General features: G+C 72.7%; 21 protein-coding genes. 15 read left to right on the top strand and 6 right to left on the bottom strand.

What is annotated here, in order from left to right:
- Positions 1–239: 239 nt before the first annotated feature.
- A complete protein-coding gene (rpmB, locus tag V7S47_RS21555) occupies positions 240–425 on the bottom strand; it encodes a 50S ribosomal protein L28 (RefSeq protein ID WP_011756723.1) in 186 nt (61 codons plus the stop codon).
- 178 nt (positions 426–603) lie between these two features.
- Between rpmB and V7S47_RS21550 the strand changes: the two genes are divergently transcribed.
- The 14 genes from V7S47_RS21550 to ftsY all read left to right on the top strand — a co-directional run bounded on the left by V7S47_RS21550 (position 604) and on the right by ftsY (position 15,358).
- On the top strand, positions 604–2,265 hold the full coding sequence (locus V7S47_RS21550; protein WP_336563496.1) for a DAK2 domain-containing protein: 1,662 nt from the start codon (positions 604–606) through the stop codon (positions 2,263–2,265).
- Positions 2,262–4,511, top strand: coding sequence for an ATP-dependent DNA helicase RecG (locus tag V7S47_RS21545; RefSeq protein WP_336563495.1), 2,250 nt, complete (start codon positions 2,262–2,264; stop codon positions 4,509–4,511). Before V7S47_RS21550 ends, V7S47_RS21545 begins: the two co-directional genes overlap by 4 nt.
- Entirely contained in the window at positions 4,508–5,092 is a 585-nt protein-coding gene (gene rsmD / locus V7S47_RS21540) for a 16S rRNA (guanine(966)-N(2))-methyltransferase RsmD (protein WP_336563494.1), read from the top strand. Before V7S47_RS21545 ends, rsmD begins: the two co-directional genes overlap by 4 nt.
- Before the next feature lie 5 nt (positions 5,093–5,097).
- Entirely contained in the window at positions 5,098–5,586 is a 489-nt protein-coding gene (coaD, locus tag V7S47_RS21535) for a pantetheine-phosphate adenylyltransferase (protein WP_336563493.1), read from the top strand.
- A gap of 271 nt (positions 5,587–5,857) precedes the next feature.
- Positions 5,858–6,226 carry a YceD family protein gene (locus V7S47_RS21530; protein ID WP_442945371.1) on the top strand — a complete coding sequence of 123 codons (369 nt, stop codon included), beginning with the start codon at positions 5,858–5,860 and terminating at the stop codon, positions 6,224–6,226.
- A gap of 42 nt (positions 6,227–6,268) precedes the next feature.
- Positions 6,269–6,454: a 50S ribosomal protein L32 gene (gene rpmF, locus V7S47_RS21525; protein WP_085871165.1), complete on the top strand. Its 186-nt coding sequence runs from the start codon at positions 6,269–6,271 to the stop codon at positions 6,452–6,454.
- Positions 6,375–7,241 carry a ribonuclease III gene (rnc, locus tag V7S47_RS21520; RefSeq protein ID WP_211752770.1) on the top strand — a complete coding sequence of 289 codons (867 nt, stop codon included), beginning with the start codon at positions 6,375–6,377 and terminating at the stop codon, positions 7,239–7,241. The genes rpmF and rnc overlap by 80 nt, the downstream gene beginning before the upstream one ends.
- Positions 7,241–8,128: a bifunctional DNA-formamidopyrimidine glycosylase/DNA-(apurinic or apyrimidinic site) lyase gene (gene mutM, locus V7S47_RS21515; protein ID WP_336563492.1), complete on the top strand. Its 888-nt coding sequence runs from the start codon at positions 7,241–7,243 to the stop codon at positions 8,126–8,128. The genes rnc and mutM overlap by 1 nt, the downstream gene beginning before the upstream one ends.
- 137 nt (positions 8,129–8,265) lie before the next feature.
- Positions 8,266–8,478, top strand: coding sequence for a hypothetical protein (locus tag V7S47_RS21510; protein ID WP_090852883.1), 213 nt, complete (start codon positions 8,266–8,268; stop codon positions 8,476–8,478).
- Positions 8,479–8,521: 43 nt separating this feature from the next.
- A complete protein-coding gene (locus V7S47_RS21505; RefSeq protein WP_336563491.1) occupies positions 8,522–9,778 on the top strand; it encodes an MFS transporter in 1,257 nt (418 codons plus the stop codon).
- 87 nt (positions 9,779–9,865) lie between these two features.
- Positions 9,866–13,441 carry a chromosome segregation protein SMC gene (gene smc, locus V7S47_RS21500; protein WP_336563489.1) on the top strand — a complete coding sequence of 1,192 codons (3,576 nt, stop codon included), beginning with the start codon at positions 9,866–9,868 and terminating at the stop codon, positions 13,439–13,441.
- Positions 13,441–13,881 carry an acyl-CoA thioesterase gene (locus V7S47_RS21495; protein ID WP_336563488.1) on the top strand — a complete coding sequence of 147 codons (441 nt, stop codon included), beginning with the start codon at positions 13,441–13,443 and terminating at the stop codon, positions 13,879–13,881. The genes smc and V7S47_RS21495 overlap by 1 nt, the downstream gene beginning before the upstream one ends.
- Before the next feature lie 84 nt (positions 13,882–13,965).
- Positions 13,966–14,163: a hypothetical protein gene (locus V7S47_RS21490; protein WP_090852873.1), complete on the top strand. Its 198-nt coding sequence runs from the start codon at positions 13,966–13,968 to the stop codon at positions 14,161–14,163.
- 34 nt (positions 14,164–14,197) lie between these two features.
- On the top strand, positions 14,198–15,358 hold the full coding sequence (gene ftsY, locus V7S47_RS21485) for a signal recognition particle-docking protein FtsY (RefSeq protein WP_336563487.1): 1,161 nt from the start codon (positions 14,198–14,200) through the stop codon (positions 15,356–15,358).
- Between the two features lie 27 nt (positions 15,359–15,385).
- Here the strand turns inward: ftsY and V7S47_RS21480 are convergent, their stop codons facing one another.
- The 3 genes from V7S47_RS21480 to V7S47_RS21470 are packed head-to-tail and all read right to left on the bottom strand — an operon-like array spanning position 15,386 to position 19,618.
- Positions 15,386–17,065 (bottom strand): glycosyltransferase family 61 protein, encoded by a 1,680-nt coding sequence (locus tag V7S47_RS21480; protein WP_336563486.1) that lies wholly within the window; start codon positions 17,063–17,065, stop codon positions 15,386–15,388.
- A 5-nt stretch (positions 17,066–17,070) separates the two neighbouring features.
- The gene (locus tag V7S47_RS21475; protein ID WP_336563485.1) at positions 17,071–18,597 is read right to left on the bottom strand and encodes a glycosyltransferase 61 family protein; all 1,527 of its coding nucleotides are present in this window, start codon (positions 18,595–18,597) and stop codon (positions 17,071–17,073) included.
- A 10-nt stretch (positions 18,598–18,607) separates the two neighbouring features.
- Positions 18,608–19,618, bottom strand: a complete 1,011-nt coding sequence (locus V7S47_RS21470) for a class I SAM-dependent methyltransferase (protein ID WP_336563484.1) — start codon at positions 19,616–19,618, stop codon at positions 18,608–18,610.
- A gap of 125 nt (positions 19,619–19,743) precedes the next feature.
- On the opposite strand from V7S47_RS21470, the gene V7S47_RS21465 reads away from it, so the two are divergent.
- Positions 19,744–20,454 (top strand): class I SAM-dependent methyltransferase, encoded by a 711-nt coding sequence (locus tag V7S47_RS21465; RefSeq protein ID WP_336563483.1) that lies wholly within the window; start codon positions 19,744–19,746, stop codon positions 20,452–20,454.
- 16 nt (positions 20,455–20,470) lie between these two features.
- On the opposite strand, the gene V7S47_RS21460 is transcribed toward V7S47_RS21465, so the two are convergent.
- Positions 20,471–22,102, bottom strand: a complete 1,632-nt coding sequence (locus V7S47_RS21460; protein ID WP_336563482.1) for a glycosyltransferase — start codon at positions 22,100–22,102, stop codon at positions 20,471–20,473.
- Between the two features lie 36 nt (positions 22,103–22,138).
- Positions 22,139–23,980: a glycosyltransferase gene (locus V7S47_RS21455; RefSeq protein ID WP_336563481.1), complete on the bottom strand. Its 1,842-nt coding sequence runs from the start codon at positions 23,978–23,980 to the stop codon at positions 22,139–22,141.
- Positions 23,981–24,177 lie beyond the last annotated feature (197 nt).

Genomic DNA, 24,177 nt, shown 5'->3' with positions numbered 1-24,177 from the left:
CCTGGGAGGGCGAGGGGTCACGCGCCAGGTCGAGTAGCCCCGCGGCTGAGGCACGAAGCCGCGACGGGCGTATCGAGACCCTGACCGAGGGTCTCGATCCGCTCGCTGGCGCTCGCCACTCGACCAACGAGGCTACGGCGCCCGCGAGAGACGAACGGGGGGCAGCGACCCTCGCCACTCCACGAACGCCGAGAGGCCCCGACCGCGAACGGTCGGGGCCTCTTCGAGATGAAGCTGGGTCAGCGGGTGACCTTGCCGGCCTTCAGGCAGCCGGTGCACACGTTGAGACGCTTGGGCGTGCCGTTGACGGTCGCCCGGACGCGCTGGATGTTGGGGTCGAAGCGACGCTTCGTGATCTTGCGCGACCAGGGTCGGTTGTTGCCGAAGCCCGGCTTCTTGGCGCAGATGTCGCAGACGGCAGCCACCGTGAACTCCTGATGGATCGAGGTTGTGGATTGTGGGGCCCGGCGAGCGGGCAACCGCACCAGCGTATCCGACGGTCAGGGTGATGAGAAAATCGGGCGAGGCGGTCCACCCGCACTGTCGGCGGCGGCGACTAACCTTCACCCGGTCGGAGTCCGAGCGAGCAGGAGAGGACGGCGGATGGAGGTCCCTCGCAGCGGTGGTGTGCAGCTCTCCGTGGTGCTGCGGTTCGTCGACATCGCGACGGACGCCCTGGCGGGCGCGCGTGAGGAGATCGACGCTCTGAACGTCTACCCGGTGCCCGACGGCGACACCGGCACCAACATGTACCTCACGGTCTCCGCCGCCCGCGACGCGATCCGGGAGGTCGTCGACGCCGACCCGGGCACCGACGTGGCGACCGCGCTGGCTCGGCTCAGCCGGGGTGCCCTGCTCGGCGCCCGCGGCAACTCCGGGGTCATCCTGAGCGAGATGCTGGGGGCGATCTCCCGCCGCCTCGCCCACGCCCGGCCCGACGAGCGCAACGCGGTGGTGATGGCCGAGGCCCTCCAGCAGTCGACGGACGCCAGCTACGCCGCCGTCGGCACGCCGGTGGAGGGCACGATGCTGACGGTCTCGCGAGCTGCGTCCGACGCGGCGCTGGAGGTCGCCAAGGACCCCGGCGCCCGAGCCCGCGACGTGTTCACGGCGGCGGCGCAGGCGGCGCGCGATGCGCTCGCCCGCACCCCCGAGCAGCTCGCGGTGCTGGCCGACGCCGGCGTCGTCGACGCGGGCGGGCGGGGCCTGAGCGTCGTCCTCGACGCGGCCGAGACCGTGCTCACCGGCCGACGCCCGGTGCCGGTCACCAGCCCGATCGGACGACACACGATCCCGGTGCCCGTCCCGCTCGGCGGGGAGCCCGACCTGCGCCCGGACGGTCCCTCCTACGAGGTGATGTACCTCCTCGACGCCGCCGACGACGACGTTCCAGTGCTCCGCGAGCGCCTGGCCGCGCTCGGCGACTCCCTGGTCGTGGTCGGTGGCGACGGGCTCTGGAACGTGCACGTGCACGTCGACGACGTCGGAGCGGCCATCGAGGCCGGCATCGAGGCCGGACGTCCGCACCGCGTCCGGGTCACCCACTTCGCCGAGCAGGTCGCCGCGGCGCGGACCCGTCCGGAGCCACGGTCGGGTCGACGGATCGTCGCCGTCGCGGCCGGCCCGGGGCTGACCCGGCTCTTCGAGGAAGCCGGAGCGGTGGTGGTGTCCGGCGGGCCGGGACGGCGCCCCTCCACCGGCCAGATCCTGGAGGCGGTGACCGGCTGCGGGGCCAGCGAGGTGGTGCTGCTGCCCAACGACCAGGACTCGGTGCGGGTCGCCCAGATCGCGGCCTCGACGGCCGAGGCCGACGCCGACGGAGCGGTCCGGGTCGCGGTGATCCCCACCCAGGCCCAGGTCCAGGGCCTGGCGGCGATGGCCGTCCACGAGCCCGGGCGCAGCTTCGACCAGGACGTCCTCGAGATGACGGCCACCGCCCGCCACGCCCGCCACGGGGCGGTGACGGTCGCGGCGCGACAGGCGATGACCATGGCCGGCCCCTGCGAGGTCGGCGACGTGCTCGGCGTCGTCGCCGGCGACTTCGCGGTCGTCGGCTCCGGTCAGTACGCCGTCGCGATCGACGTCGTCGACCGGCTGCTGGGCGGCGGCGGCGAGCTGGTGACCCTGGTCGCCGGCGAGGAGGACGCCGAGGGCTCCCTGGCCACCCGCGTGGCCGGCTACGTCGAGGAGCACCACCCGGCGGTCGACGTCGTGGTCTACGACGGCGGTCAGGAGCGCTACCCGCTGCTGGTGTCGGTCGAGTGATCGGCCCCGACTCGCCGATCGCGACCGTCTTCGGCACCGAGACCAAGAAGCGCGACCTGGTCATCAAGGGACTCGGCCTCGAGACGGTCGGCGACCTGTTGCGCCACCTGCCGCGCCGCTACATCAAGACCGGCGAGCTCACCCAGGTCGACGACCTCGAGGTCGGGCAGGTGCTCACGGTCGTCGGCCAGATCACCAAGAGCGACATCAACACCTACCGCGACCGGCGCACCGGCCAGACGGCGTACCGTCTCGACGCCCTGCTCGGCACCGACGGCCCGTCCCTGCGGATGTCCTTCTTCGCCAAGAACAAGGGGGTGGCGGCGTGGCACGCGAAGCGGCTCCCGGTCGGACGGCGTGGCCTCTTCGTGGGTCAGGTCGGCTCGTTCCAGGGCAGCTGGCAGCTCACCAACCCGCAGCTCACGCTGTTCGGGGTCGACGAGGACGGCGTCGAGGGTCCGGAGGACGGCCTCGGTGGCGCCGAGTCCGAGGCCGACATCCCCGCCCTGTTCCCGGTCTACCCGCTCACCAAGGGCGTGGAGTCGTGGGACCTCGTGCGGGCGATCAGGTTCGCCCGCACCGTCCTCGACGACGCTCCAGAGCTGCTGCCGCTCGAGCTGCGCGAGCGCTACGACCTGGTCGAGGCCCGCACCGCCCTCAACTGGGTGCACGCGCCCGACGACTACGGCCAGGTGGGGGCGGCGCAGAAGCGCTACCGGTTCGAGGAGGCCCTGGTCACCCAGCTGGTGCTCGGCCGCCGGCGTCGGGCCCTGCGGGCCCAGGGCGCCCGGGCCCGGACCGGCGGTGGGGGACTGCTGGCCGCGTTCGACGGGAGACTGCCGTTCGAGCTGACCGCCGGCCAGGTCGCCGTCGGTGCCGAGATCGAGGCCGACCTGGCGCAGGACCACCCGATGAACCGGCTCCTCCAGGGCGAGGTCGGCTCCGGCAAGACCCTGGTCGCGCTGCGCGCGATGCTGCGGGTGGTCGACTCCGGCGGCCAGGCCGCGCTGCTGGCGCCGACGGAGGTGCTGGCCCAGCAGCACCATCGCTCGATCACCGCGATGCTCGGTGATCTGGCGTCCGGCGGGATGCTCGGCGGATCGGCGGACGCCACGGCCGTCGAGCTGCTCACCGGCTCGATGACCAAGACGCAGCGCACGGCCCCGATGAGCCGGCTGGCCAGCGGCGAGGCGGGCCTGGTCATCGGCACCCACGCACTGCTCGAGGACAAGGTCCAGTTCGCCGACCTCGGGATGGTCGTCGTCGACGAGCAGCACCGCTTCGGCGTGGAGCAGCGCGCCGCCCTCACCGACAAGGCCGGGACGCCGCCCCACGTGCTGGTGATGACCGCGACCCCGATCCCGCGGACCGTGGCGATGACCGTGTTCGGCGACCTGGAGACCTCGGTGCTCACCGAGCTCCCGGCCGGACGGGCGCCGATCCAGTCGACCGTCGTCCCGCTCGCCGACCACCCCTCGTGGGTCAACCGGGTGTGGGAGCGGGTGCGCGAGGAGGTGGCCAAGGGCCACCAGGCCTACGTCGTGTGCCCCCGGATCAGCGGCGACGAGCCCGAGGCGGGGGAGCAGGACCAGATCGACCTCGACGAGCAGGGCAAGGCGCGGGCGCCGGCCGGTGCGCTGGCCGCGGTCGAGGAGATGGCCACCAGCCTGGCCGACGGGGCCCTGCAGGGACTGCGGGTCGCGGTCCTCCACGGCCGGCTCGCGCCCGACGTCAAGGACCAGACGATGCGCTCCTTCGCCGCGGGCGAGATCGACGTGCTGGTCTCGACGACCGTGATCGAGGTCGGCGTCGACGTCGCCAACGCGACCGCGATGGTCCTCCTCGACGCCGACCGGTTCGGCGTCTCCCAGCTCCACCAGCTCCGGGGCCGGGTCGGTCGCGGCGGCCACCCCGGTCTGTGCCTGCTGGTCACCCGCGCCGACGCCGGCACCCCCGCCCGCGAGCGGCTCGACGCCGTGGCCGCGACGACCGACGGGTTCGAGCTCAGCCGGGTCGACCTCGAGCAGCGTCGCGAGGGCGACGTCCTGGGCGCCAACCAGTCCGGCTTCCGCTCCAGCCTGCAGAGCCTGCGCGTGCTGCGCGACGAGAAGACCATCGTCGCCGCGCGCGAGGCGGCGAACGCCCTGCTCGACGCCGACCCCGAGCTCGCCGAGGCGCCGCTGCTGGCTGCTGAGGTGGCGCGGCTCGAGGCCTCGGCCCGCTCCGAGTTCCTGGACAAGTCGTGACCCGGATCATCGGGGGCCGCGCGGGCGGGCGCCGCCTCCAGACCCCCAGCGGAGCCGCGACCCGCCCGACCAGCGACCGGGTGCGCGAGGCCCTGTTCTCGTCGATCGAGTCCTGGTGCGGCACGCTCAGCGGCCTCCGGGTCCTCGACCTGTACGCCGGGTCCGGGGCGGTCGGCCTGGAGGCGTGGTCCCGCGGGGCCGGCGTCGTGACCCTGGTCGAGTCCGACCGCCGCACGGCCGCCTTGGTGGCGGCCAACGCCCGCACGCTGGGGTTCGCGCGGGCCGAGGTGGTGGCCGCCACGGTCGCCACCACGCTGGGCCGGATCCCGACGGCGCCGTACGACGTGGTGTTCCTCGACCCGCCGTACCCCCTCGACGACGCCAGCGTCGCCGCCGACCTGCGGGCGCTGGTCGACCACGCGTGGCTGGTGCCCGGCGCGCTGGTCGTCGTGGAGCGCTCGGTCCGCAGCCCTGAGCCGGACTGGCCCGAGGGGATCGAGCTCGACCGACGGCGGCCCTACGGCGAGACCGTGCTTTGGTACGGTCACGCCGCCGATCCCGACGAGCCCGCAGAGGAGTGAGCAACGTGCGCCGAGCCGTCTGCCCCGGGTCCTTCGACCCGGTCACCAACGGGCACATCGACATCATCGAGCGGGCCGCGACCCTCTTCGACGAGGTCGTGGTCGCCGTGGGGGTGAATGCCTCCAAGAACCGGCTGTTCAGCCCGGACGAGCGGATGGACATGCTGTCGCAGGCCTGCGCGGGCTTCGCCAACGTCACGGTGGCAGGATTCACCGGACTGCTCACGACCTTCTGCGAGGAGCGGGGCATCCACGCGATCGTCAAGGGTCTGCGCGCCGTGTCCGACTTCGACTACGAGCTGCAGATGGCCCAGATGAACGCCTCGCTGACCGACGTCGAGACGGTGTTCGTGCCGACCAGTCCCGAGTACTCCTTCCTGGCCTCCAGCCTCGTCAAGGAGGTCGCCTCCTTCGGGGGCGACGTCTCGTCGCTGGTGCCCGGGTTCGTCCACACCCGGCTCACGACCCGGCTGGCCGAGCGCCAGGGCTCGTGACCCCTCGGCTCCCGAGGCGCTGGTTTGGTCGGTGGTCCGTCGGGCGGATAGCATTCCCGACGATCTGTATGTGCCCGGACCCGGAAGTGATCCCCTGACCAGCCTGGACCCGAGAGCGCCGCTCGTGCTCGACACCCGCGAGCTCGGCCGCCGCCCGGGGTCCCAGCGTGAGGTGACGCGGACGGTCCCGGCACCCGCAGATCTGGGCATCGAAGTCCTCCTTGTCCCTGAGGGTGCGCCGGTCGAGCTTGACCTGCGCCTCGAGGCGGTCATGGAGGGGGTCCTGGTCACGGGCACGGCGCGAGCCGGGCTCGAGGGCGAGTGCGCACGGTGCCTGGAGCCGATCACCGACGACGTCGAGGTCACGTTCCAGGAGCTGTACGTCTACCCCGAGCACCAGACCCCGCACGACGAGGACGACGATGTGAGCCGGCTGCAGGACGACCTGGTCGACCTGGAGCCGCAGCTGCGGGACGCGGTGGTGCTTGCACTGCCCTTCCAGCCGCTGTGCGAGGAGGACTGTCCCGGACTGTGCACCGAGTGTGGTGCCCGGCTCGTGGACGACCCCGATCACACGCACGAGGCGCCGATCGACCCGCGTTGGGCGGGCCTGACCGCGCTGAAGAACGACGACGAGTAGTGCCAATGGGCCGGACCTCCGGCCCCGGATGAGGAGAGAACAGTGGCTGTCCCGAAGCGGAAGATGTCGCGCAGCAACACGCGTCACCGTCGTTCGGCCTGGAAGGCCGTCGCCCCGACGCTGGTGACCTGCGCGAACCCCGCCTGCGGTGCCAAGCACCTGCCGCACCGCGCGTGCGGCACCTGCGGCCAGTACGGCGCTCGCGCCGACCGTCGTCAGGTCCTCTGAGCATCATCAGAGCGTCCGGCCCGGTCCGCTGACCACCTACGCAGAGCTCCGCAGCGCGCTCGGTGATCCTGTTCTGGATCCCGAGCTGCTGGAGCGCGCCCTCACCCACCGCTCGTACGCCTACGAGAACGGCGGGCTGCCGACGAACGAGCGCCTGGAGTTCCTGGGCGACTCGGTCCTCGGGGTCGTCGTCACCGAGACGCTCTACCTCACCCACCCCGACCTGTCCGAGGGCCGGCTCGCGAAGCTGCGGGCGGCGGTCGTCAACGCTCGCGCGCTGGCGGGCGTCGGCCGGGCCATCGGGCTGGGTGAGCACGTCAAGCTGGGGCGGGGCGAGGAGGCGACCGGCGGCCGGATGAAGGCGTCGATCCTCTCCGACACCGTCGAGGCGGTCATCGGTGCGGTCCACCTGAGTGGAGGCTTCGAGGTCTCCGCGGTCGTGGTGCACCGGCTCTTCGACCCGCTGATCACCGCGGCCTCGGCCATGGGCGCGGGCCTCGACTGGAAGACCTCGCTCCAGGAGCTGGCGGCGGAGCACTCCCTCGGGGTGCCCGAGTACGTCATCGAGGACGAGGGCCCCGACCACATGAAGACCTTCACCGCTCAGGTGCGGGTCGCCGACCGGCTCTACGGCAACGGTGTGGGTCGGTCGAAGAAGGAGGCCGAGCAGGCGGCGGCCGAGACGGCGTACGGCGAGATCGCCGCGTCCCTCGGCGTGACCGATCCGGCACTGGGCGCGGCCGAGGACGCCGCGGCCTCCGCGCCCGCGTCCCCTCCGCACGAGTAGTGCCCGAGCTCCCCGAGGTCGAGGTCGTCCGGGCCGGCCTCGAGCGTCACGTCCTCGGCTCCACGATCACCCGCGTCGACGTGCTTCACGAACGGCCGGTCCGCCGCGATCCGCGGGGGCCGGCCGGTTTCGCGTCCGCGCTCGCAGGCCGGCGTATCGAGTCCGCCCGGCGCCGTGGGAAGTACCTCTGGCTCCCGCTCGACAACGGCGACGCGCTCCTCGGTCACCTCGGCATGAGCGGCCAGCTGCTGGTGCAGCCGCCCGAGGCGGCCGCCGAGCGGCACCTCCGGGTCCGGCTGGCCCTGGCCGGCGCCGCCGAGGGCCGTGAGCTGCGCTTCGTCGACCAGCGGATGTTCGGGGGCCTGTCGGTGTCGTCCGGCGGGGCCGAGCTGCCGCCGGAGATCGCGCACATCGCGCGGGACCCGCTGGACCCCGAGTTCGACGATGACGAGTTCGTGGCCCGGGTCCGCCGCCGCCAGTCCGGCGTGAAGCGGCAGCTGCTCGACCAGAACCTGATCTCCGGGGTCGGCAACATCTACGCCGACGAGGCCCTGTGGCGCGCGCGGATCCACGGCGAGCGGTCGGGTGAGCGACTGAGCGCCGCCCAGGTGCGTGAGCTGCTCGGGCACGCACGTGAGGTGATGGCCGACGCGCTCGGCCAGGGCGGCACCTCCTTCGACGCGCTCTACGTCAACGTCAACGGCGAGTCCGGCTACTTCGACCGCTCGCTGCACGCCTACGGTCGCGAGCAGGAGCCCTGCGACCGGTGCGGGACGCCGATCCGCCGCGTGGCGTTCATGAACCGGTCGTCGTACTTCTGCCCGGTCTGCCAGCCGGTCCCGCGGCGACGTCGGACGACCTCTGCGGTGGCGCCGGTCGCGGACTGAGGGTTTCGAGACGGCTCGCTCGGCGCCGTCGCAGGCTCCGGCACCGCGCTCCGAGATTGACCCCAGCGGCTCGTGGTGGGACTCTTGAAGACGGTCCGCCAGAGCGGGCCGCCCCCCAAGAATCGGAAGGCTTGTCCATGGCCAAGGCGCTGATCGGCTACCTGAACAGCGACCTGCGAACCCCCACCCGGCTGGTTGCCGACAACGCCCGGCTGCGGGCGCGTGTGGGTGAGCTCGAGGCACTCGTCCTCAAGCTCTCGGAGGAGAACGACAAGCTCGTCGCGGCCCGCGCCGCCGAGCTGCTGGAGATCGACACCGCGTCGGCGCTGCCGGAGATGCAGCCCGCGTAATCCCGGTGCGCGGCCCCCGGCCGCGCCGTAGTGTGCCGCCTTCGTGAGCAGGATTCTCGAGACGGTCGCCCCGCAACGCCTCGGCCCCGGTTTCCGGTGGCTGATGGCGTCGTCGTGGACCTCGAACCTCGGCGACGGGATCGGCCTCGCGGCCGGTCCGCTCCTGGTGGCCTCGCAGACCGACGAGGCCGGACTGGTCGCGCTCGCGGCCCTCATGGTGTGGTTGCCCCCGCTGCTCCTCGGCCTGTACGCCGGGGCGCTCGCGGACCGGCTCGACCGCCGGCTGCTGGTGGTCGCGGTCGACCTGGCCCGCTGCGCCGTGCTCGCCGTCCTGGCCCTCGCGGTCGCGACGGGAGCGGTGTCGATCGCCGTCGTTCTCGGGGCGCTGTTCCTGCTCGGGACGGCCGAGGTGTTCGCCGACAGTGCGTCCTCGACGCTGCTGCCGATGCTCGTCGACCGCGACGACCTGGCGATCGCCAACGCGCGCCTCACGACCGGCACCATCACCCTCAACCAGCTGGCCGGTCCGCCGCTGGGCGCGTTCCTGTTCGCAGCCGGAAGCGCCTCGCCCTTCGTCGCCCAGGGGGTGCTGGTCGGCCTCGGAGCGATGCTGGTGGCCCGGGTGGCGGTGTCGCGCCCGCGGTCGGACGACGCGCCCGACACCCGGCTCCGGCACGACATCGCCGAGGGGTTCCGGTGGGTGCGGCACCACGCGGCCGTGCGCACCCTGGTCCTGACCATCCTGATCTTCAACGTCACGTTCGGTGCGGCCTGGTCGGTGCTGGTCCTCTACGCCACCGAACGACTCGGGCTCGGCGAGGTCGGCTTCGGCCTGGTCACGACGTTCGGCGCGCTCGGGGGGCTGCTCGGGACCACGGTCTACGGCTGGCTCACCCGGCACGTCAGCCTCGGTGACCTGATGCGGATCGGTCTGGTGATCGAGACGCTCACCCACCTGGCCCTGGCGCTGACCACCTCGCCGTACGTCGCGCTGCCGGTGTTCTTCGTCTTCGGCGCGCACGCGTTCGTCTGGGGCACCACCTCGGTCACCATCCGCCAGCGCGCGGTCCCCACGGCGCTCCAGGGCCGGGTGGGCAGCGTCAACCTGGTCGGGGTGTACGGCGGTCTGGTGGTCGGTGCGGGCCTCGGCGGCCTGCTCGCCCAGCACGGGGGAGTGACCGCCCCGTTCTGGTTCGCCTTCGCCGGCTCGGCGGTCTTCGTGGTGCTGATCTGGCGGCAGCTGAGCCACGTCGCGCACGAGGACGTGACGCAGCCCGTCGTGGAGGAGAGCGCGGGATAGGGTGGCCCCGCTGAGCTTCCCCCGCGCAGCGCTGCGACGATGCAGCCTCCGTGTCCGCTCGACCGCCCACGGTGAGGGAGCCCGACGATGTACCTGAAGAGCCTGACCCTGAAGGGGTTCAAGTCCTTCGCCTCCTCCACGACGCTCCAGCTCGAGCCGGGCATCACCTGCATCGTCGGTCCCAACGGCTCCGGCAAGTCCAACGTCGTCGACGCCCTCGCCTGGGTCATGGGCGAGCAGGGCGCCAAGTCGCTGCGCGGCGGCAAGATGGAGGACGTCATCTTCGCCGGTACGTCGGGCCGCCCCCCGCTGGGTCGGGCGGAGGTGGTGCTGACCATCGACAACTCCGACGGCGCGCTGCCGATCGAGTACGCCGAGGTCACGATCACGCGGACGATGTTCCGCAGCGGCGGGTCCGAGTACGCCATCAACGGCAACGGCTGCCGGCTGCTCGACGTCCAGGAGCTGCTCTCCGACTCCGGCATCGGTCGCGAGATGCACGTCATCGTCGGCCAGGGCCAGCTCGACACGATCCTGCACGCCACCCCCGAGGACCGGCGCGGCTTCATCGAGGAGGCCGCAGGCGTCCTGAAGCACCGCAAGCGCAAGGAGAAGGCGCTCCGCAAGCTCGACTCCACCGAGGGCAACCTGACCCGGCTCAACGACCTGCTGACGGAGATCCGGCGCCAGCTCAAGCCCCTCGGCCGGCAGGCCGAGGTCGCCCGGCGCGCGGCGACCGTCCAGGCCGACGTCCGCGATGCCCGGGCCCGGTTGCTCGCCGACGACCTCGTCACGGCGCGCACCTCGCTGCAGCAGGAGATGGCCGACGAGTCGGTGCTGCTCGAGCGGCGCGAGCAGGTCGAGCACGAGACCGGCCAGGCCCGGGAGCGTGAGAGCGCACTCGAGGCGGCCCTGCGTGAGGACCTGCCGGCCCTGTCGAAGGCGCAGGACACCTGGTTCACGCTGTCCGGCCTGCGCGAGCGGCTCCGGGGCACCCAGTCGCTGGCCGCCGAGCGGGTCCGCAACGCCGCGGGCACGACCGACACCGAGGTGACCTCGGGCCGCGACCCCGACGAGCTCGATGCCCAGGCCGAGCAGGTCCAGGCCCAGGAGCAGCGGATCGGGGCGGAGGTCGACGCCCAGCGGGTCGCTCTCGAACAGGCCGTGACGGCTCGCAAGGGCGCCGAGGACGCCGCCGCCGAGGAGGAGCGCCGGGTGGCCGGCCTGCAGCGCGCCGCCGCCGACCGGCGCGAGGGCCTGGCCCGGCTGCACGGCCAGGTCAACGCGCTCCGCTCGCGCGCCACCGCGGCCGACGAGGAGGTCGGCCGGCTCGGCCTGGCCCGCGAGGAGGCCGTCGCACGCGCCGACCGGGCCCAGCGCGACTTCACCTCGCTGGAGACCAAGGTGGCCGGCCTCGACGCCGGCGAGGAGGGGCTCGACGCCGAGCACGAGGCCGCCGTGGGGGCCCTCGACGACCTCGAGGAGCGCCTGGCCCAGGCCCACGACGAAGCCCGTCAGGCCGACCGGGACCGTTCGACGCTCGCCGCCCGCAAGGACGCGCTGGAGATGGGCCTGGCTCGCAAGGACGGCGCCGGCGCGCTGCTGGCGGCCACCGACGAGGTCTCGGGGATGCTCGGCTCCGTCGCCGCCCTGCTCAGCGTGCGCACCGGCTACGAGACCGCGGTCGCGGCCGCGCTCGGCTCCGCGGCCGACGCGGTGGCGGTCACCGGCACCGACGCCGCACTCGTCGCCATCGAGCACCTCAAGGCTGACGCCCTCGGCCGCGCCGGGATGCTGTTGGGCGGGGGGCCGGCCGACGGCCTGCTGGACGACCGGGACTGGCCCGGCCTGCCCGCGACCGCGTCGTACGCCGTCGACGCGGTGGACTGTCCCGACGCGCTCCGGCCGGCGCTGGCTCGGCTGCTCTTCAAGGTGGCCGTCGTCGACGACCTGACCGCGGCCCGGGCCCTGGTCCGCGAGTCGTCGGACCTGGTCGCCGTGACCCGCGAGGGCGACGTGATCGGCGCCTACTTCGCGTCCGGCGGCTCCTCCGACCAGCCCAGCCTCATCGAGATCCAGGCTGCCGTCGACGAGGCGTCCTCGTCGCTCGCCGAGGCGGTCGCCACCGGGGAGCGCCTGGGCTTCGAGATCAGCCGGCTGGAGGCGGAGCGGCTGGAGGCGCAGAAGCGCGTCGACGTGGCGCTCGCCAAGCTGCACGAGTCGGACGCCACGCTGGCCGCCGTCGCCGAGGAGCTCGGGCAGTACGGCTCGCAGGCGCGGGCCGCCCGGGGCGAGGCCGAGCGGCTCACCCAGGCGATCGCCAAGGCCGAGGCGGCCCGCGAGCAGGCCGTCGCCGGCCTGGCCGAGCTGGAGACCCGGCTCGCCAGCGCCGAGGACGCTCCCGAGGAGGAGCCCGACACCGGCGAGCGGGAGCGCCTGGTCGAGGCCGCCCGGAACGCGCGGCAGACCGAGATGGACTCCCGGCTCGCCCTGCGCACGGCGGAGGAGCGGGCGCGGGCCCTGCACGGGCGGGCCGACTCGCTGCGGCGGGCGGCCCAGTCCGAGCGTGAGGCCCGGGCTCGGGCCCGTGAGCGCCGCGAGCGATTGCTGCGCGAGGGCCGGGCGGCCGAGGCCGTCGCGACCGCCGTCGCCGTGGTGCTGGACCGGCTGGAGGGCTCGGTCGACCGGGCGGCCGACGCCCGGGCCGAGGTCGAGCGGGCCCGCCAGGGTCGTGAGCAGGAGCTGCTGGCCGTCCGCACCCGGCTCCGCGAGCTCGGCAAGGAGCACGACGAGCTGGTCAGCTCGGTGCACCGCGACGAGATGGCCCGGGCCCAGCAGCGGATGCGCATCGAGCAGCTCGAGGAGCGCGCGCTCGACGAGCTCGGGATGGACCCCGACGGGCTGGTGGCCGACTACGGGCCCGACCAGCCGGTGCCGGCCACCGAGCAGACGGCGGAGCAGGCCGAGGCGGGGGACGACCCGCCGCAGCCGACGCCGTACGTCCGTGAGGAGCAGCAGAAGCGCCTGCGGTCCGCGGAGCGCGCGCTGTCGATGCTCGGCAAGGTCAACCCGCTCGCGCTCGAGGAGTTCTCCGCGATGGAGGAGCGCCACAAGTTCCTCACCGAGCAGCTCGAGGACCTCCGCCGCACCCGCAAGGACCTCCTCGACATCGTGCGCGAGGTCGACAGCCGGGTCGAGCAGGTCTTCACCGAGGCGTACGCCGACGTGGAGCGGGCGTTCGACGCGACGTTCGCGCGGCTCTTCCCCGGCGGGGAGGGCCGCCTGGTCCTGACCGACCCCGCCAACATGCTCACGACCGGCATCGAGGTCGAGGCCCGACCCGCGGGCAAGAAGGTCAAGCGCCTCTCGCTGCTGTCGGGTGGTGAGCGGTCCCTGGTCGCCGTCTGCTTCCTGGTCGCGCTGTTCAAGGCCCGGCCCTCGCCGTTCTACATCCTCGACGAGGTCGAGGCGGCACTCGACGACACCAACCTGGGTCGGCTGCTGGAGATCTACGAGGAGCTGCGCGAGAACTCCCAGCTGCTCGTCATCACCCACCAGAAGCGGACCATGGAGGTCGGGGACGCCCTGTACGGCGTGACCATGCGTGGCGACGGCGTCTCCGCGGTCATCAGCCAGCGGCTCCGCGAAGTCGAGCCGGCCTGATGGCGGGGGAGCGTCCCACCCGGGCCGACTACGTCGCCTGGCGCACCGTCACGACCCGCTGGCGCGACGACGACGCCTACGGACACCTCAACAACGCGACCTACTACGAGCTCTTCGACACCGCGGTCAACGCGTTCCTCTTCGAGGCGACCGGCACCAACGTGCGTCACCTGCCGCAGATCGGGGTGGTCGCCGAGACCTCGTGCCGCTACTTCCGCGAGATCGGGTTCCCCCAGCCGATCGAGACCGGCCTGGTGGTCGACAAGGTCGGTCGCTCCAGCGTCATCTACGGGATCGGGCTGTTCCAGGGCGACGGCGAGGAAGCGGCCGCCGAGGGCCGCTTCGTGCACGTGTACGTCGACAACACCGACCCGGCCCGCCCCGTCGCGCCGCTGCCCGACGTGATCCGGGCCGCAGTCGAGCCGCTCCTGCGCGGCTGAGCGGTCCCCCACCGGTCGTGTGCGACGGTGGAGGTCGGGGTATCGCACCGTGCGACCCACCACCTTGTCTCGGGAGGACGTCCCTTGCTCTACCTCGTCATCACCATGGCCGTGATCCTCGTCGTCGCCGGAGTCGTGGTCCTCTACGCCGCCTACCCGCACCGCGGCGAGAAGATCCCGGCCGCCCCGTGGCTCGGCGACGCGATGACGCGGACCGTCGACGCCCTGCCGACCGTGGCGCCCGAGGAGACCGAGGAGCGGTCGATGGACTTCCACCGATAGCCGGACCGCGGCGCCCTCCTGATTGGATGTCCCCATGGACGCCGTCGCTCTCCTGATCCTGCTCGTCGCCCTCGTCGGCGTCGCCCTCGTGGCGACGGTCGCCGGCCTGGTCGTGACCCGCCGGCGCAAGCCCGGTCCGCTCCCGAACACGCACACCGACGTCCTCGGGGTCCCGCCGGCGGACCCGGAGGCGCCGGTCGAGTTGAGCAGCCCGCCCGCGACGATCGAGCCCGAGGTCGCCCCGGAGCCGGTGCCCGAGGCGCCCGCGCTGGAGCGCCCGGAGGGTACGGCGTCCCGGCTGGTCCGCCTGCGGCAGCGGCTGGCCGGCTCGCAGGGCGGCCTCGGCCGCGGCCTGCTGGCGCTGCTCAGCCGCGACCGGCTCGACGAGGACACCTGGGAGTCGATCGAGGACACGCTGCTCACCGCCGACGTCGGCGTCGCGCCCACGCAGGAGCTGGTCGACCGGCTGCGGACCCGGCTGCGCGTCGAGGGAGGCGCAGCCGACGCCCGGACGGTGCTGCGCGAGGAGCTCGTCGCCCTGGTCGACCCGACCATGGACCGACGCTTGCAGGTCAGCGGTGAGGACGGGCGCCCGGGCGTCGTCCTGGTGGTCGGGGTGAACGGCGCCGGCAAGACCACGACCGTCGGCAAGATCGCGCGGATCCTGGTCGCCGAGGACCGCAGCGTCGTCCTCGGCGCGGCCGACACCTTCCGCGCCGCCGCCGTCGACCAGCTGGCCACCTGGGGCGAGCGGGTCGGGGTCGAGGTCGTCCGCGGCGCCGAGGGCACCGACCCGGCGAGCGTCGCCTTCGAGGCGGTCAAGGACGGCGTCGACCGCGGCGTCGACACCGTCATCGTCGACACGGCCGGCCGGCTGCAGAACAAGGCCGGCCTCATGGACGAGCTCGGCAAGGTCAAGCGAGTGATCGAGAAGCAGGCCCCGGTCACCGAGGTGCTGCTGGTGCTCGACGCCACGACCGGTCAGAACGGCATGATCCAGGCCCGGGTGTTCAGCGAGGTCGTCGACGTCACGGGCATCGTGCTGACGAAGCTCGACGGCTCGGCCAAGGGCGGCATCGTCGTCGCCGTCCAGCGCGAGCTGGGCGTCCCGGTGAAGCTCGTGGGGCTCGGCGAGGGTGCCGACGACCTGGCGCCGTTCAGCCCCGAGGCCTTCGTCGACGCCCTGCTCGGCTGAGCCGGGCCCGGTCGCCGGGCCGGGAGGTCAGTCCCGCGGGGTCCGGCCGTGTACGGCGCGAGCCGCGACCGCGACGACCTCGGCCTCGGGCCCCGCGGCGTAGAGGTCGCGGTGTCGGTCGACATCGGCGTACGAGAGCCGACCGATCTCCGCCTCCCCGCTGAACCGGGGTCGCACCCGGCGCGGCTCGCGCCAGACGACCGTCTGCGGGTTGCCGCCCGTCGTGATGGTGCGATAGCTCAGCTCGGGGTGCAGGTCGTGGAGGGCGAACACGGTCTTGAAGACGTCACCGTGCCAGGCCTTGCGCTCACTGCCCGCCTCCTGGCGCAGCCGCATGGCCGTCTCGCGGTCGGGGGCGGTGGAGGCCGCGTCGACGGGGAGCACGTTGTCGAGGACCAGGACCGTGCCGTCGTGGGCGGCGGTGGCGAAGACCGTGCGGATCTGCTCCAGCGCCGTGCGCCAGTCGTGCGGATCGTCGACCAGGACCAGGTCGTAGCGGCGTCCTTCGGCGAACCGGTCCAGGAACCGGTCGAGGCTCAGCTCGTAGAAGTGCGCACCCTGGTCCCGGTAGCTGCGCACGTCGAAGCGGAAGTGCTCGTCGACGACGTCGCGGTGGGGGACGACGAGCTGGGTGAAGATCGCCTGCCCGCGCCACCCGACCTGCAGCAGGGTCCGCGCCCCGAGGACCTCGGCGAGGGCGTTGACCCGGCGGATGGTCGCGCTCGGCTTCCAGCCCTCGGGCAGCGCCCGGGGGCGCGGGATCCGGATCCGGAGGTGGCTGAGGTACTGCGCGGCGTTCGGCGCGAGACGCACCACCGCACGCCCCTCGACCGACAGCACGGCATCGTGGCTGCACGAGTGGATCTGCTGGTCGACCCGGCGCGCGTCCCCGATGGTGGTGAACGACAGGTGCTCGGGACCGTGGCGGCGGAAGACGTGGAAGCGCTTGCGAGAGATGTCGCGGAGCAGCAGCAGGGTGTGGAACGTCGAGCCTTCCTCGCCGGCCACCACCTCGGCCCGGGCCAGCGCGTCGAGCTGGTCGCGCAGCGGCATCAGCTCAGGGGTGACGATGGTCCACCCCTGCGCCTCGAGTCGGCGCTCGATGATCTCGCGGTTGATCACCCCCACCCCGGTCCGGCCGTCCCGGGAGAGCCACAGACGCGTGCCGTCCTCCTGCGCAGGGCCGTCGTACGACGCCAGGAAGTCGATGTGGTCCGGGTGGCTCCAGTCGGCGTACTTGTAGCCGGCGTCCGGCACGTGCAGGACGGAGAACGTCGTCGGGCGGGTCAGCACGAGGACCTCGTTGCGGATGCCGAGGACCTCCAGCATGTCCCGCTGCCAGGCGGACAGGGTGGGGGCCGGAAGGCCGGCGTCGGCCACCCACACGATCGGCAGGTCGGGGTGCTCGGCAGCCCACCAGAGGCGTTGGAGACCCTCCAGCAGGAAGTGGCCGTACACGTCGTGGAAGACGCCGGCGTAGATCGCCTCGCGCGGTAGGTGCTCGGGCTCGCCGAGCTGAGCCGGCTCCGGCGCCACGTAGGTGCGGTCGCCGTGGCGGCGGTCGTCGAGGGTCGACTCCAGCACGCTCCCGTCCGCCCGCAGGACACCGGCCCGGACCGTGCGGGGCTCGGACGAGGGGTGCCGGGGGTACGCCGTCGCCCCGGGGAGCGACTGCACGTCGAGCGGACCGGGCTCCACCGTGGGCATGTCGTTCAGGACGGGTCCTGGCGGTGCAGTCGCCGGAGCCGGCCCAGCGGCAGCCAGCGGGTCTGCCGCGCGAGCTCACTGCCCGACAGCTCCGCGACCGAGGCCTCGCGCCAGAGCTTGCCCGGCCTGCGTCGGGCGATGTAGAGCGGGGTCCGACCGACGAGGACCCGCCGGGCGACGTGGTGGGGGTGGCCGGACTGGATCGCGAGGGCTGCGCGAGCGGCCACCTCTCCGGTGCCGAGCATCCAGGTGGACTCGGGGTGGCCGAGCCGCTTGGTGGCGCGGAAGGCCTTCATCAGGTCCTCGAACGAGGAGCCGCTCAGCCGGACCACGTCGAAGCGCTGCGAGCGGTCGTGGAAGTGCTCGACGTAGGTGGCCAGGTCGAGCTCGAAGAACGCCACGCCGGAGGCCACGTGGGCCCGGGGGTCGTCGTCGAAGTGCGGGTTGACGCTGACCCGCACCGCAGCCGACGATCCGAGCACGACGGTCGAGGACGCGGAGCCGGTGTCGAGCAGGCTCTTCGGCCCCAGCCGCTCGAGGGCCTGGAGGGCCGCCTCGTCGGCCCGGCTCGGTCTGGCCGCCCGGGCCGGCGGGACCGACACCTGCAGGAGATCGAGGATCTCCGAGGAGCTCGGGTTCAGCTTGGAGACGACCCGTCCCTCGGCCCGCAGGACGCGCTCGTGCTCGAGGGTGTGGAAGGTCTGGTCGACGCCCCGGGCGTCACCGACCGTGTGCATGTTCCGGTGCTCCTCACCGTGACGCCGCAGGATGTGGAACCGCTTGCCGGTCACGTCCTTCAGCAGCATCAGGGTGTGGAAGGCCGAGCCCTCCTCGCCGGCGACCACGGAGGCTCGGGCGAGGTGGTCGAGCTGGTCGCGGACGCCGAGCGACTCGGGGTGCACGACCGTCCAGCCGGCGGCGGCGAGACGCTGCTCGGTCGGACCGGCGAACAGGTCGCGGGCGTCGCTCGCGAGCTTGCTGCGCGAGAGCCACAGCCGTTGACCCGGTTCCTGCGGGGGACCGTCGTAGCTGGCCATGAAGGCCGCGTGCTCCGGGTGGAAGCGGTCGTCGTAGCGGTAGCCGATGTCGGGGACGTGCAGCCGCTCGTAGCGAGTGGGCCCGTTCAGGACCCGGGTCGGGTTCTCCAGGCCGAGCAGCTCGAGGATCTCGTGCTGCCAGGGGCGCAGCTTCGGGTCCTCCCAGCTGTGGGCCCCGGCCCACACCAGCGGAAGGTCGGGGCGCTCGCGGGCGTACCAGGCGCGAGCCAGGCTCTCCAGCAGGAAGTGACCGAAGTGGTAGTAGAGCGGCCCCGCGTAGATCGCCTCCGGGGCCTCGCCGTCGGCGACGTCCGGGAACAGACCGGGCGGGACGGGGAAGCCCTGCTCACCCGAACGGCGGTCGAGGACGGTGTCCTCGACGTAGGCCCCGGTCCCGTCGTACACCCCCATCAGGAGCTTGCCGGGGTGGGACGCCACCCGGATCGTGGGGTAGACGACGCCGTTCGTGACGTGGCGTGTGCCGAGTGAGCTCACGGCGTCGCGCTCAGCCCAACGTCGGGATCGCGCGCAGGATCTCCCGCGCCTTCTCGAAGGCGGCGGCGTCGCCGGTCTCCCGGGCCTGGACGATGAGGGGCCACGCCTCCGACGCCAGCAGGTCCGCGGGGTCGACGGCGATGGTGCGCGCCATGTAGGCCTGGGGCGGCGTCTGCGGGTCGTCGGCCTCCAGGTAGGGGACCTCGGAGTCGTAGGCCGAGGGGAGCACCTCGGAGGCCGGGTCCGCGCCGATGACGACGGCCGTGCCGGTCGGACCGGTGTTGACCATGATGACGAGCAGGTCGGGTCGGTGGCGGGCGATGATCTCGACCGCCTTGTAGACGTCGCCCGCCCACGCGCCGGTGACCCGGCGGCGGGCAGCCTCCAGGCCGTTGCGGGGCAGCACGTCGTCGAGCACCGTCACACCGGTCGGCGAGAGGTGGCGCTCGACGTTCATGAAGTCGCGCAGCGCGAATTCCGACAGGTGCATGCCGTCGATGAACGCCAGGTCGATCGGGGTGCCCTCGAAGTGCGCCAGCGCGTCGGGCCGGGTGAAGAACTCGTCGCTCTTGGCCTGGACCAGGTCGAGGTCGCAGTGCAGCGGCTTGCTGACGACGAACTCGGGGTCGACGGCGACCGACCGGGTGCGCGACAGCGTCAGGCTCGAGCCCTCGTTGACGCCGATCTCGAAGTACGTGCGCGGCTGCAGGTGCTCGTGGAGGCCACGGAGGAGGTCGTGGCGCGACAGCACCGGGGTGGGGTGAGGCACGAACGGGTCCGAGGCGATCCAGCCGCCCTGGCGGTCGTTGGGCTCGCCGAGCGGGCGGGGCTTGGCCACCGGCGCCGCCGGCGTGGCCTTCGCGGCCGGACGACGGCGCTTCGCGGGCTTGGGAGGCGGGGGCGGCGCGAGCCGGTCGGCCAGCTGCCGGCGGTAGTGGCGCTCCGCCCGGCGGACCTTGTCCGTGCGCTCCTTCCCCAGCGTCGCCTCCAGGCCGCGACCGAGCCGCGTTCGTACACTCACAACTGCCTCCTCGTGGCCGGTTTGGGCCCGATCATAGGGGAGGGCAGGAGGGGGGTGACGTCGGGTGCCCCGGGGGCCGGGTGCTTGTAGGGTCGGCGCACCGAACCACCGACCGAGGAGTGCATGTGCCCGAGCCGGACAAGCAAGTCGTCAATCTGCTGCGCGCGATCCGCAGGGAGCTGGTCGCCGGCCGGCGCACCCCGCCGCCGTCGGTGCCGGTGCAGCTGCGGGAGCGGGGCGTGGCCCAGTCCGTCGACTACATCGAGGCCGAGCGCCGGCTCGACTCCGCGCAGATCTCGGCCACCAAGCCAGCTGCGATCGCGGCTGCCCTGAGGGCGGTCACGATCGACGGGATGGTCGCCGAGTTCGGCGTCTTCCAGGGCACGTCCCTCACCCAGATCGCTCAGTTCTTCGACGACCGGACCGTGCACGGCTTCGACAGCTTCGTCGGGCTGCCGGAGTCCTGGAGCGGCACGGAGAAGGGCGAGGGTGCCTTCGACGTGGGTGGGGTCCCGCCGGAGCTGCCCGTCTCCAACGTCGAGTTCCACGTCGGGTTCTTCGACAAGACGGTGCCGCAGTTCGCCACGGCCCATCAGGGTCCCTTCGCCTTCGTCCACCTCGACGCCGACCTCTACAGCTCGACCAAGACGGTGATGGACACGCTCCTGGACTGGTTCGTCCCGGGGACCGTGATCGTCTTCGACGAGTACTTCGGCTACTACGGCTGGCAGAACCACGAGCACAAGGCGTTCCTGGAGCTCCTCGAGCGCACGGGCTTCTCCTACGAGGGGATCAGCATCGGGCACATGAACCTCGGGGTCAGGCTGCTCGCCTGACCCCGGACCCGGTCGCTCAGGGGCGGAGCCGGCGCTGAGCGGACCGGGCGGCCCGTCCGACGCCGCGCCGCACCGTCGAGACGACGGTGCGCTCGCGGAGCTCCTCGAGCTCCGCCCGCGTCTCCTGCAGGCGCTCCTTGTGCCGGGCCAGCCGAGCCTTGAGGTTCTCGACCTGCTCGGGGTCGGCCCGCTTGATCTTCTCGTCGAGGTCGGCGGTGCGGAGGTCGACGAAGCCGAGGTCGAGGTTGGGCTTCCACTCGACCCCCCACACGGCATCGAGCGCCTCGACCAGGCTGACGTCGTCGGAGACGTACGCCGCCGCCCGGCTCGCCGCCGCCGTGAACGTGACGGAGACCGAGTCCGAGACGTCCGCCCCGGCCGGCGGGAAGAAGTTGGCGACGCCCAGGTCCTCGCCGAACGCGACCCGCATCATCTTCTGGACGGCCCGCGAGCCCAGGCCGACGGTGACCGGCAGGTCGAGCCGGTAGGGGCTCGGGAACACGTCGCCCGGGTCCTCGTCGACCAGCTGCACCCGGCCCTCGCCGCGGTACCACTCGGCGGTGAGGTAGAGCTCCAGCAGCGGGTCGGCGAGGACTCGCCGCCGGCCGCCCTGCAGGCTCGACCACGGACCGACCAGCAGCACGCGGAGGTCCGACTCGGACTGGTTGAGCAGCCGGTCCACGCACTCGCGGGCCAGGGCCGCCGTCTCGACGTCGGTGCGCACGACGGCCGTGATGTAGGGGACCTCCCACTGCCGGTTGTCCGCGCGGCGGCGGTAGCGCGGCATCGGCATCCGCTGGGCGAAGTGGATGTTGTTGAAGTGCGAGACCTCGGCAGCCTTGTCCTGGATGGTCGCGCGACCGAGGTGGTAGGTCTGGGCCGAGTGCACCGGGATGAAGACCGACCCGCGCTGCCACATCTGGTAGGCGATCTCGGTGTCGTCGCCGAGCTTGAGGTCGGGGTTCTGGCCGTTCGTCCGGTCGTAGACGGCGCGCGTCACCGTGGCGCAGGCGCCCATGTGGGTGGCGTAGTTGCGACCCGAGCTGGTGTTGAGCTCGTCGGTCTTCTCGAAGACCTCGAGCGACCAGTGCCGGTGCAGCGTGTCCAGGTCGTGGTGGCGGCGGATCTCGCCGGACCGCACCTCGTCGTACACCTGCTCGGGGGTGAAGTCCCACTCCTCCACGAAGCCCTTGTGGCCGATGGTCGCGGCCTCGGGGATGAAGTGCGCCCACTTCGCGTGCTCGCGGACGTTGTCCGAGAACAGGATCATGTCGGAGTCGACCCAGTAGATGATGTCGCCGTCGGAGGCGTCGATGCCGACCTTCAGCGCGTGGGAGCGGCCCCACCCCTGGTCGCCGGGGACCCGGATCAGCCTGGTGTTCTTGGGAGCGAACTCACCGATCTCGACGGGGACCTCGCTGCCGTCGTCGATGACGACGACCTCGAGGAGGTCCTCGGGGTAGTCCTGGGCGGCGAGGGAGGCCAACGTCAGCGGCAGGGTCGCGCTGTTGAAGGCCGCGGTCACGACCGACACCTTGAGCGTGGGCTCCCACCCGTCGGGAAGGGTGCCGTCGAAGACGTCGCGCCACTGGTTCTTGTAGACGACGTCGCGCAGCGCGGGGTTCTGCGTCAGCGGCTTGGGTGACATGTCAGCGGGTGCCTCTCTGTGGCGTCAGGCTGGGCGTCAGGACGAGACGATCTCGGGCATGAACCGAGGCCACTGCTCGGGGGCGTTGCGCATCAACAGGGAGTCAGCCTGCTTCCACGTGTGGCCGTCGGAGTGGCGGACGTAGACGTAGCCGAGGCTCTGGGTGCGGTAGCCGATCCCGCCGGCGTTGCCGACGCGGATCAGCACGGAGCGGTCGGTCGAGTGCGGCGTCGGGCGCCACCCGCCGATGTCGTTGAGCGCGGCGCGCGAGAGCAGCATGGCCCCGCCCGCGACCTGGTAGTGGTAGCGCTCGGTCTGGAACATCCGGTGCGCGGTGTGGTCGATCTCCTCGAAGTAGAGGTACTCCGTGGTCTTCCCGACCACGTCGGCGCCGGAGTAGAGGTAGGCCAGGACCAGGTCGCCGATGACGTGCGGCCCGTAGAAGTCGTCGTCGTCGATCTTCACGACGAGGTCGCCACTGGTCCGCCGGGCCGTGTCGGCCAGCACCGAGCCGAAGGGCGTCGACGCGTCGTAGCGCAGCACCTGGGCCCCGGAGAGCCGGGCCGCCTCCTCGAACTCGGGGTCGAGCGGACCCTCGACGCCGTGCAGGGCGACGGCGATCTCCAGGTGCGGGTAGTGCTGGGCGGCGAGTGCGCGCAGGACCTCGGAGACCCGGCTGGGACGCATGCTCGAGAGGACGGCGCTGACGGTCGGCAGCAGCCGGTGGCCGAGGGTGGCGGCGTGCCCGGCGAGCTCGAAGAAGCCGCCGAAGCGCTGCATCGCCTCACGACGCTGCGGGACCGAGCGCAGCTCGCGCACCAACCCCTTCGTCGGACGGTACGGCGACCGCAGCAGCTCGGCGAGACGCTCACCGAGGAGGTCGTCGGCACGGCCGAAGCTCAGCGGCAGCGAGTGCAGGACGACGCCGGTCGCGGCCAGCTCCGCCAGCCGGCGGCAGAGCACGGTCTCGTCGGTCGCGCTGCCGGGCCGCAACCCGGAGAGATCGATCGACTCGACCGGGCGTAGCCGCCGAACCTCGGCGCCGCCCAGGGGCGCGGTCACGGGTCGGGACCACCCGACGAGCTCCTCGACCTCCGGATCGGGGTCGAGGTCGCGGGGGGTGAAGGTCAGGTCGCCGTCGCGGACCGTGAGCGCGAAGGACCCGGGCGGGAGGTCGAAGGTGTGCAGACGGCCGACCGGGTGGTGGAGGCTCAGGTCGATGATCGGACGGTCGAGTCGCTCGGTGAGGGAGAGATGACCGGTCGCGTCGACGAGCAGGGGGTGCTGCACGAGGGTCAGGTGCGGGTCGTCGGCCGTGGAACGCAGCTCCTCCAGCACGCGCGGGCTGCCGACCAGTCCGAGGTCGGCCCGGCTGAGGCCGACCCCTTCGAGGTAGCGGCTGGGCAGCTCGGGGATGCCGGGCGCGGTCCGCGTCGGCAGCAGCGCGAGGGCCGCCGGCGCGACGTCGGCGGTCGCGAGCTCGGCGTACCCGTAGCCGTGGTGGGAGCGGTCGACGCCGAGCACGGGGTAGACGGCGCGAGCGACCGAGGCCAGCGGCGTGGGCTCGGAGAGGCGCACGTCGACCTCGGCGGTGCCGGGCTCCTCCTCGGGGTACGACGTCGTGGCGGACAGCAGGTGGTCGACGCGGCCGAGCTGTCCGTTCCAGCGGGCGGTCGGACGCTCCCAGTCGCGCACGCGGACCACGAGTCGGTCGACGGTGAGCTCCGGGTCCGCCACGGTCAGGACGCGGACGAGGTCGAGCGAGTCGACCTCGATGCGGACCTCGGGGGTGTGCGCCGGCAGGTCGCGGACGAGGGCCTGGAGCTCCTCGACCGAACGGATCGTCTCGGTGGGGACGTCGCGACGGGCGAGCGCCACCAGACGGCTCCGCCGGTCGCGGGTCCTGGATACGCCTGCTGCCACCGTCTCCCACGCCTCCGAGCCGTCCATGAAGGCCCTATCGCCTCATCCCTCTGACGCGCTGGAGGGTACCCGAGCGGCGCGCTCGGTCGCACAACGCCGTTCGCCGTTGCCGCCCCCGTCGGCCGGATCCGCCACGTGCCCCCGACCGTGGC

The sequence above is a fragment of the Nocardioides sp. CCNWLW216 genome (assembly GCF_037120545.1).
Classification (GTDB): Bacteria; Actinomycetota; Actinomycetes; order Propionibacteriales; family Nocardioidaceae; genus Nocardioides; species Nocardioides lianchengensis.
This window is presented reverse-complemented; position numbering and strand designations above follow the sequence as displayed.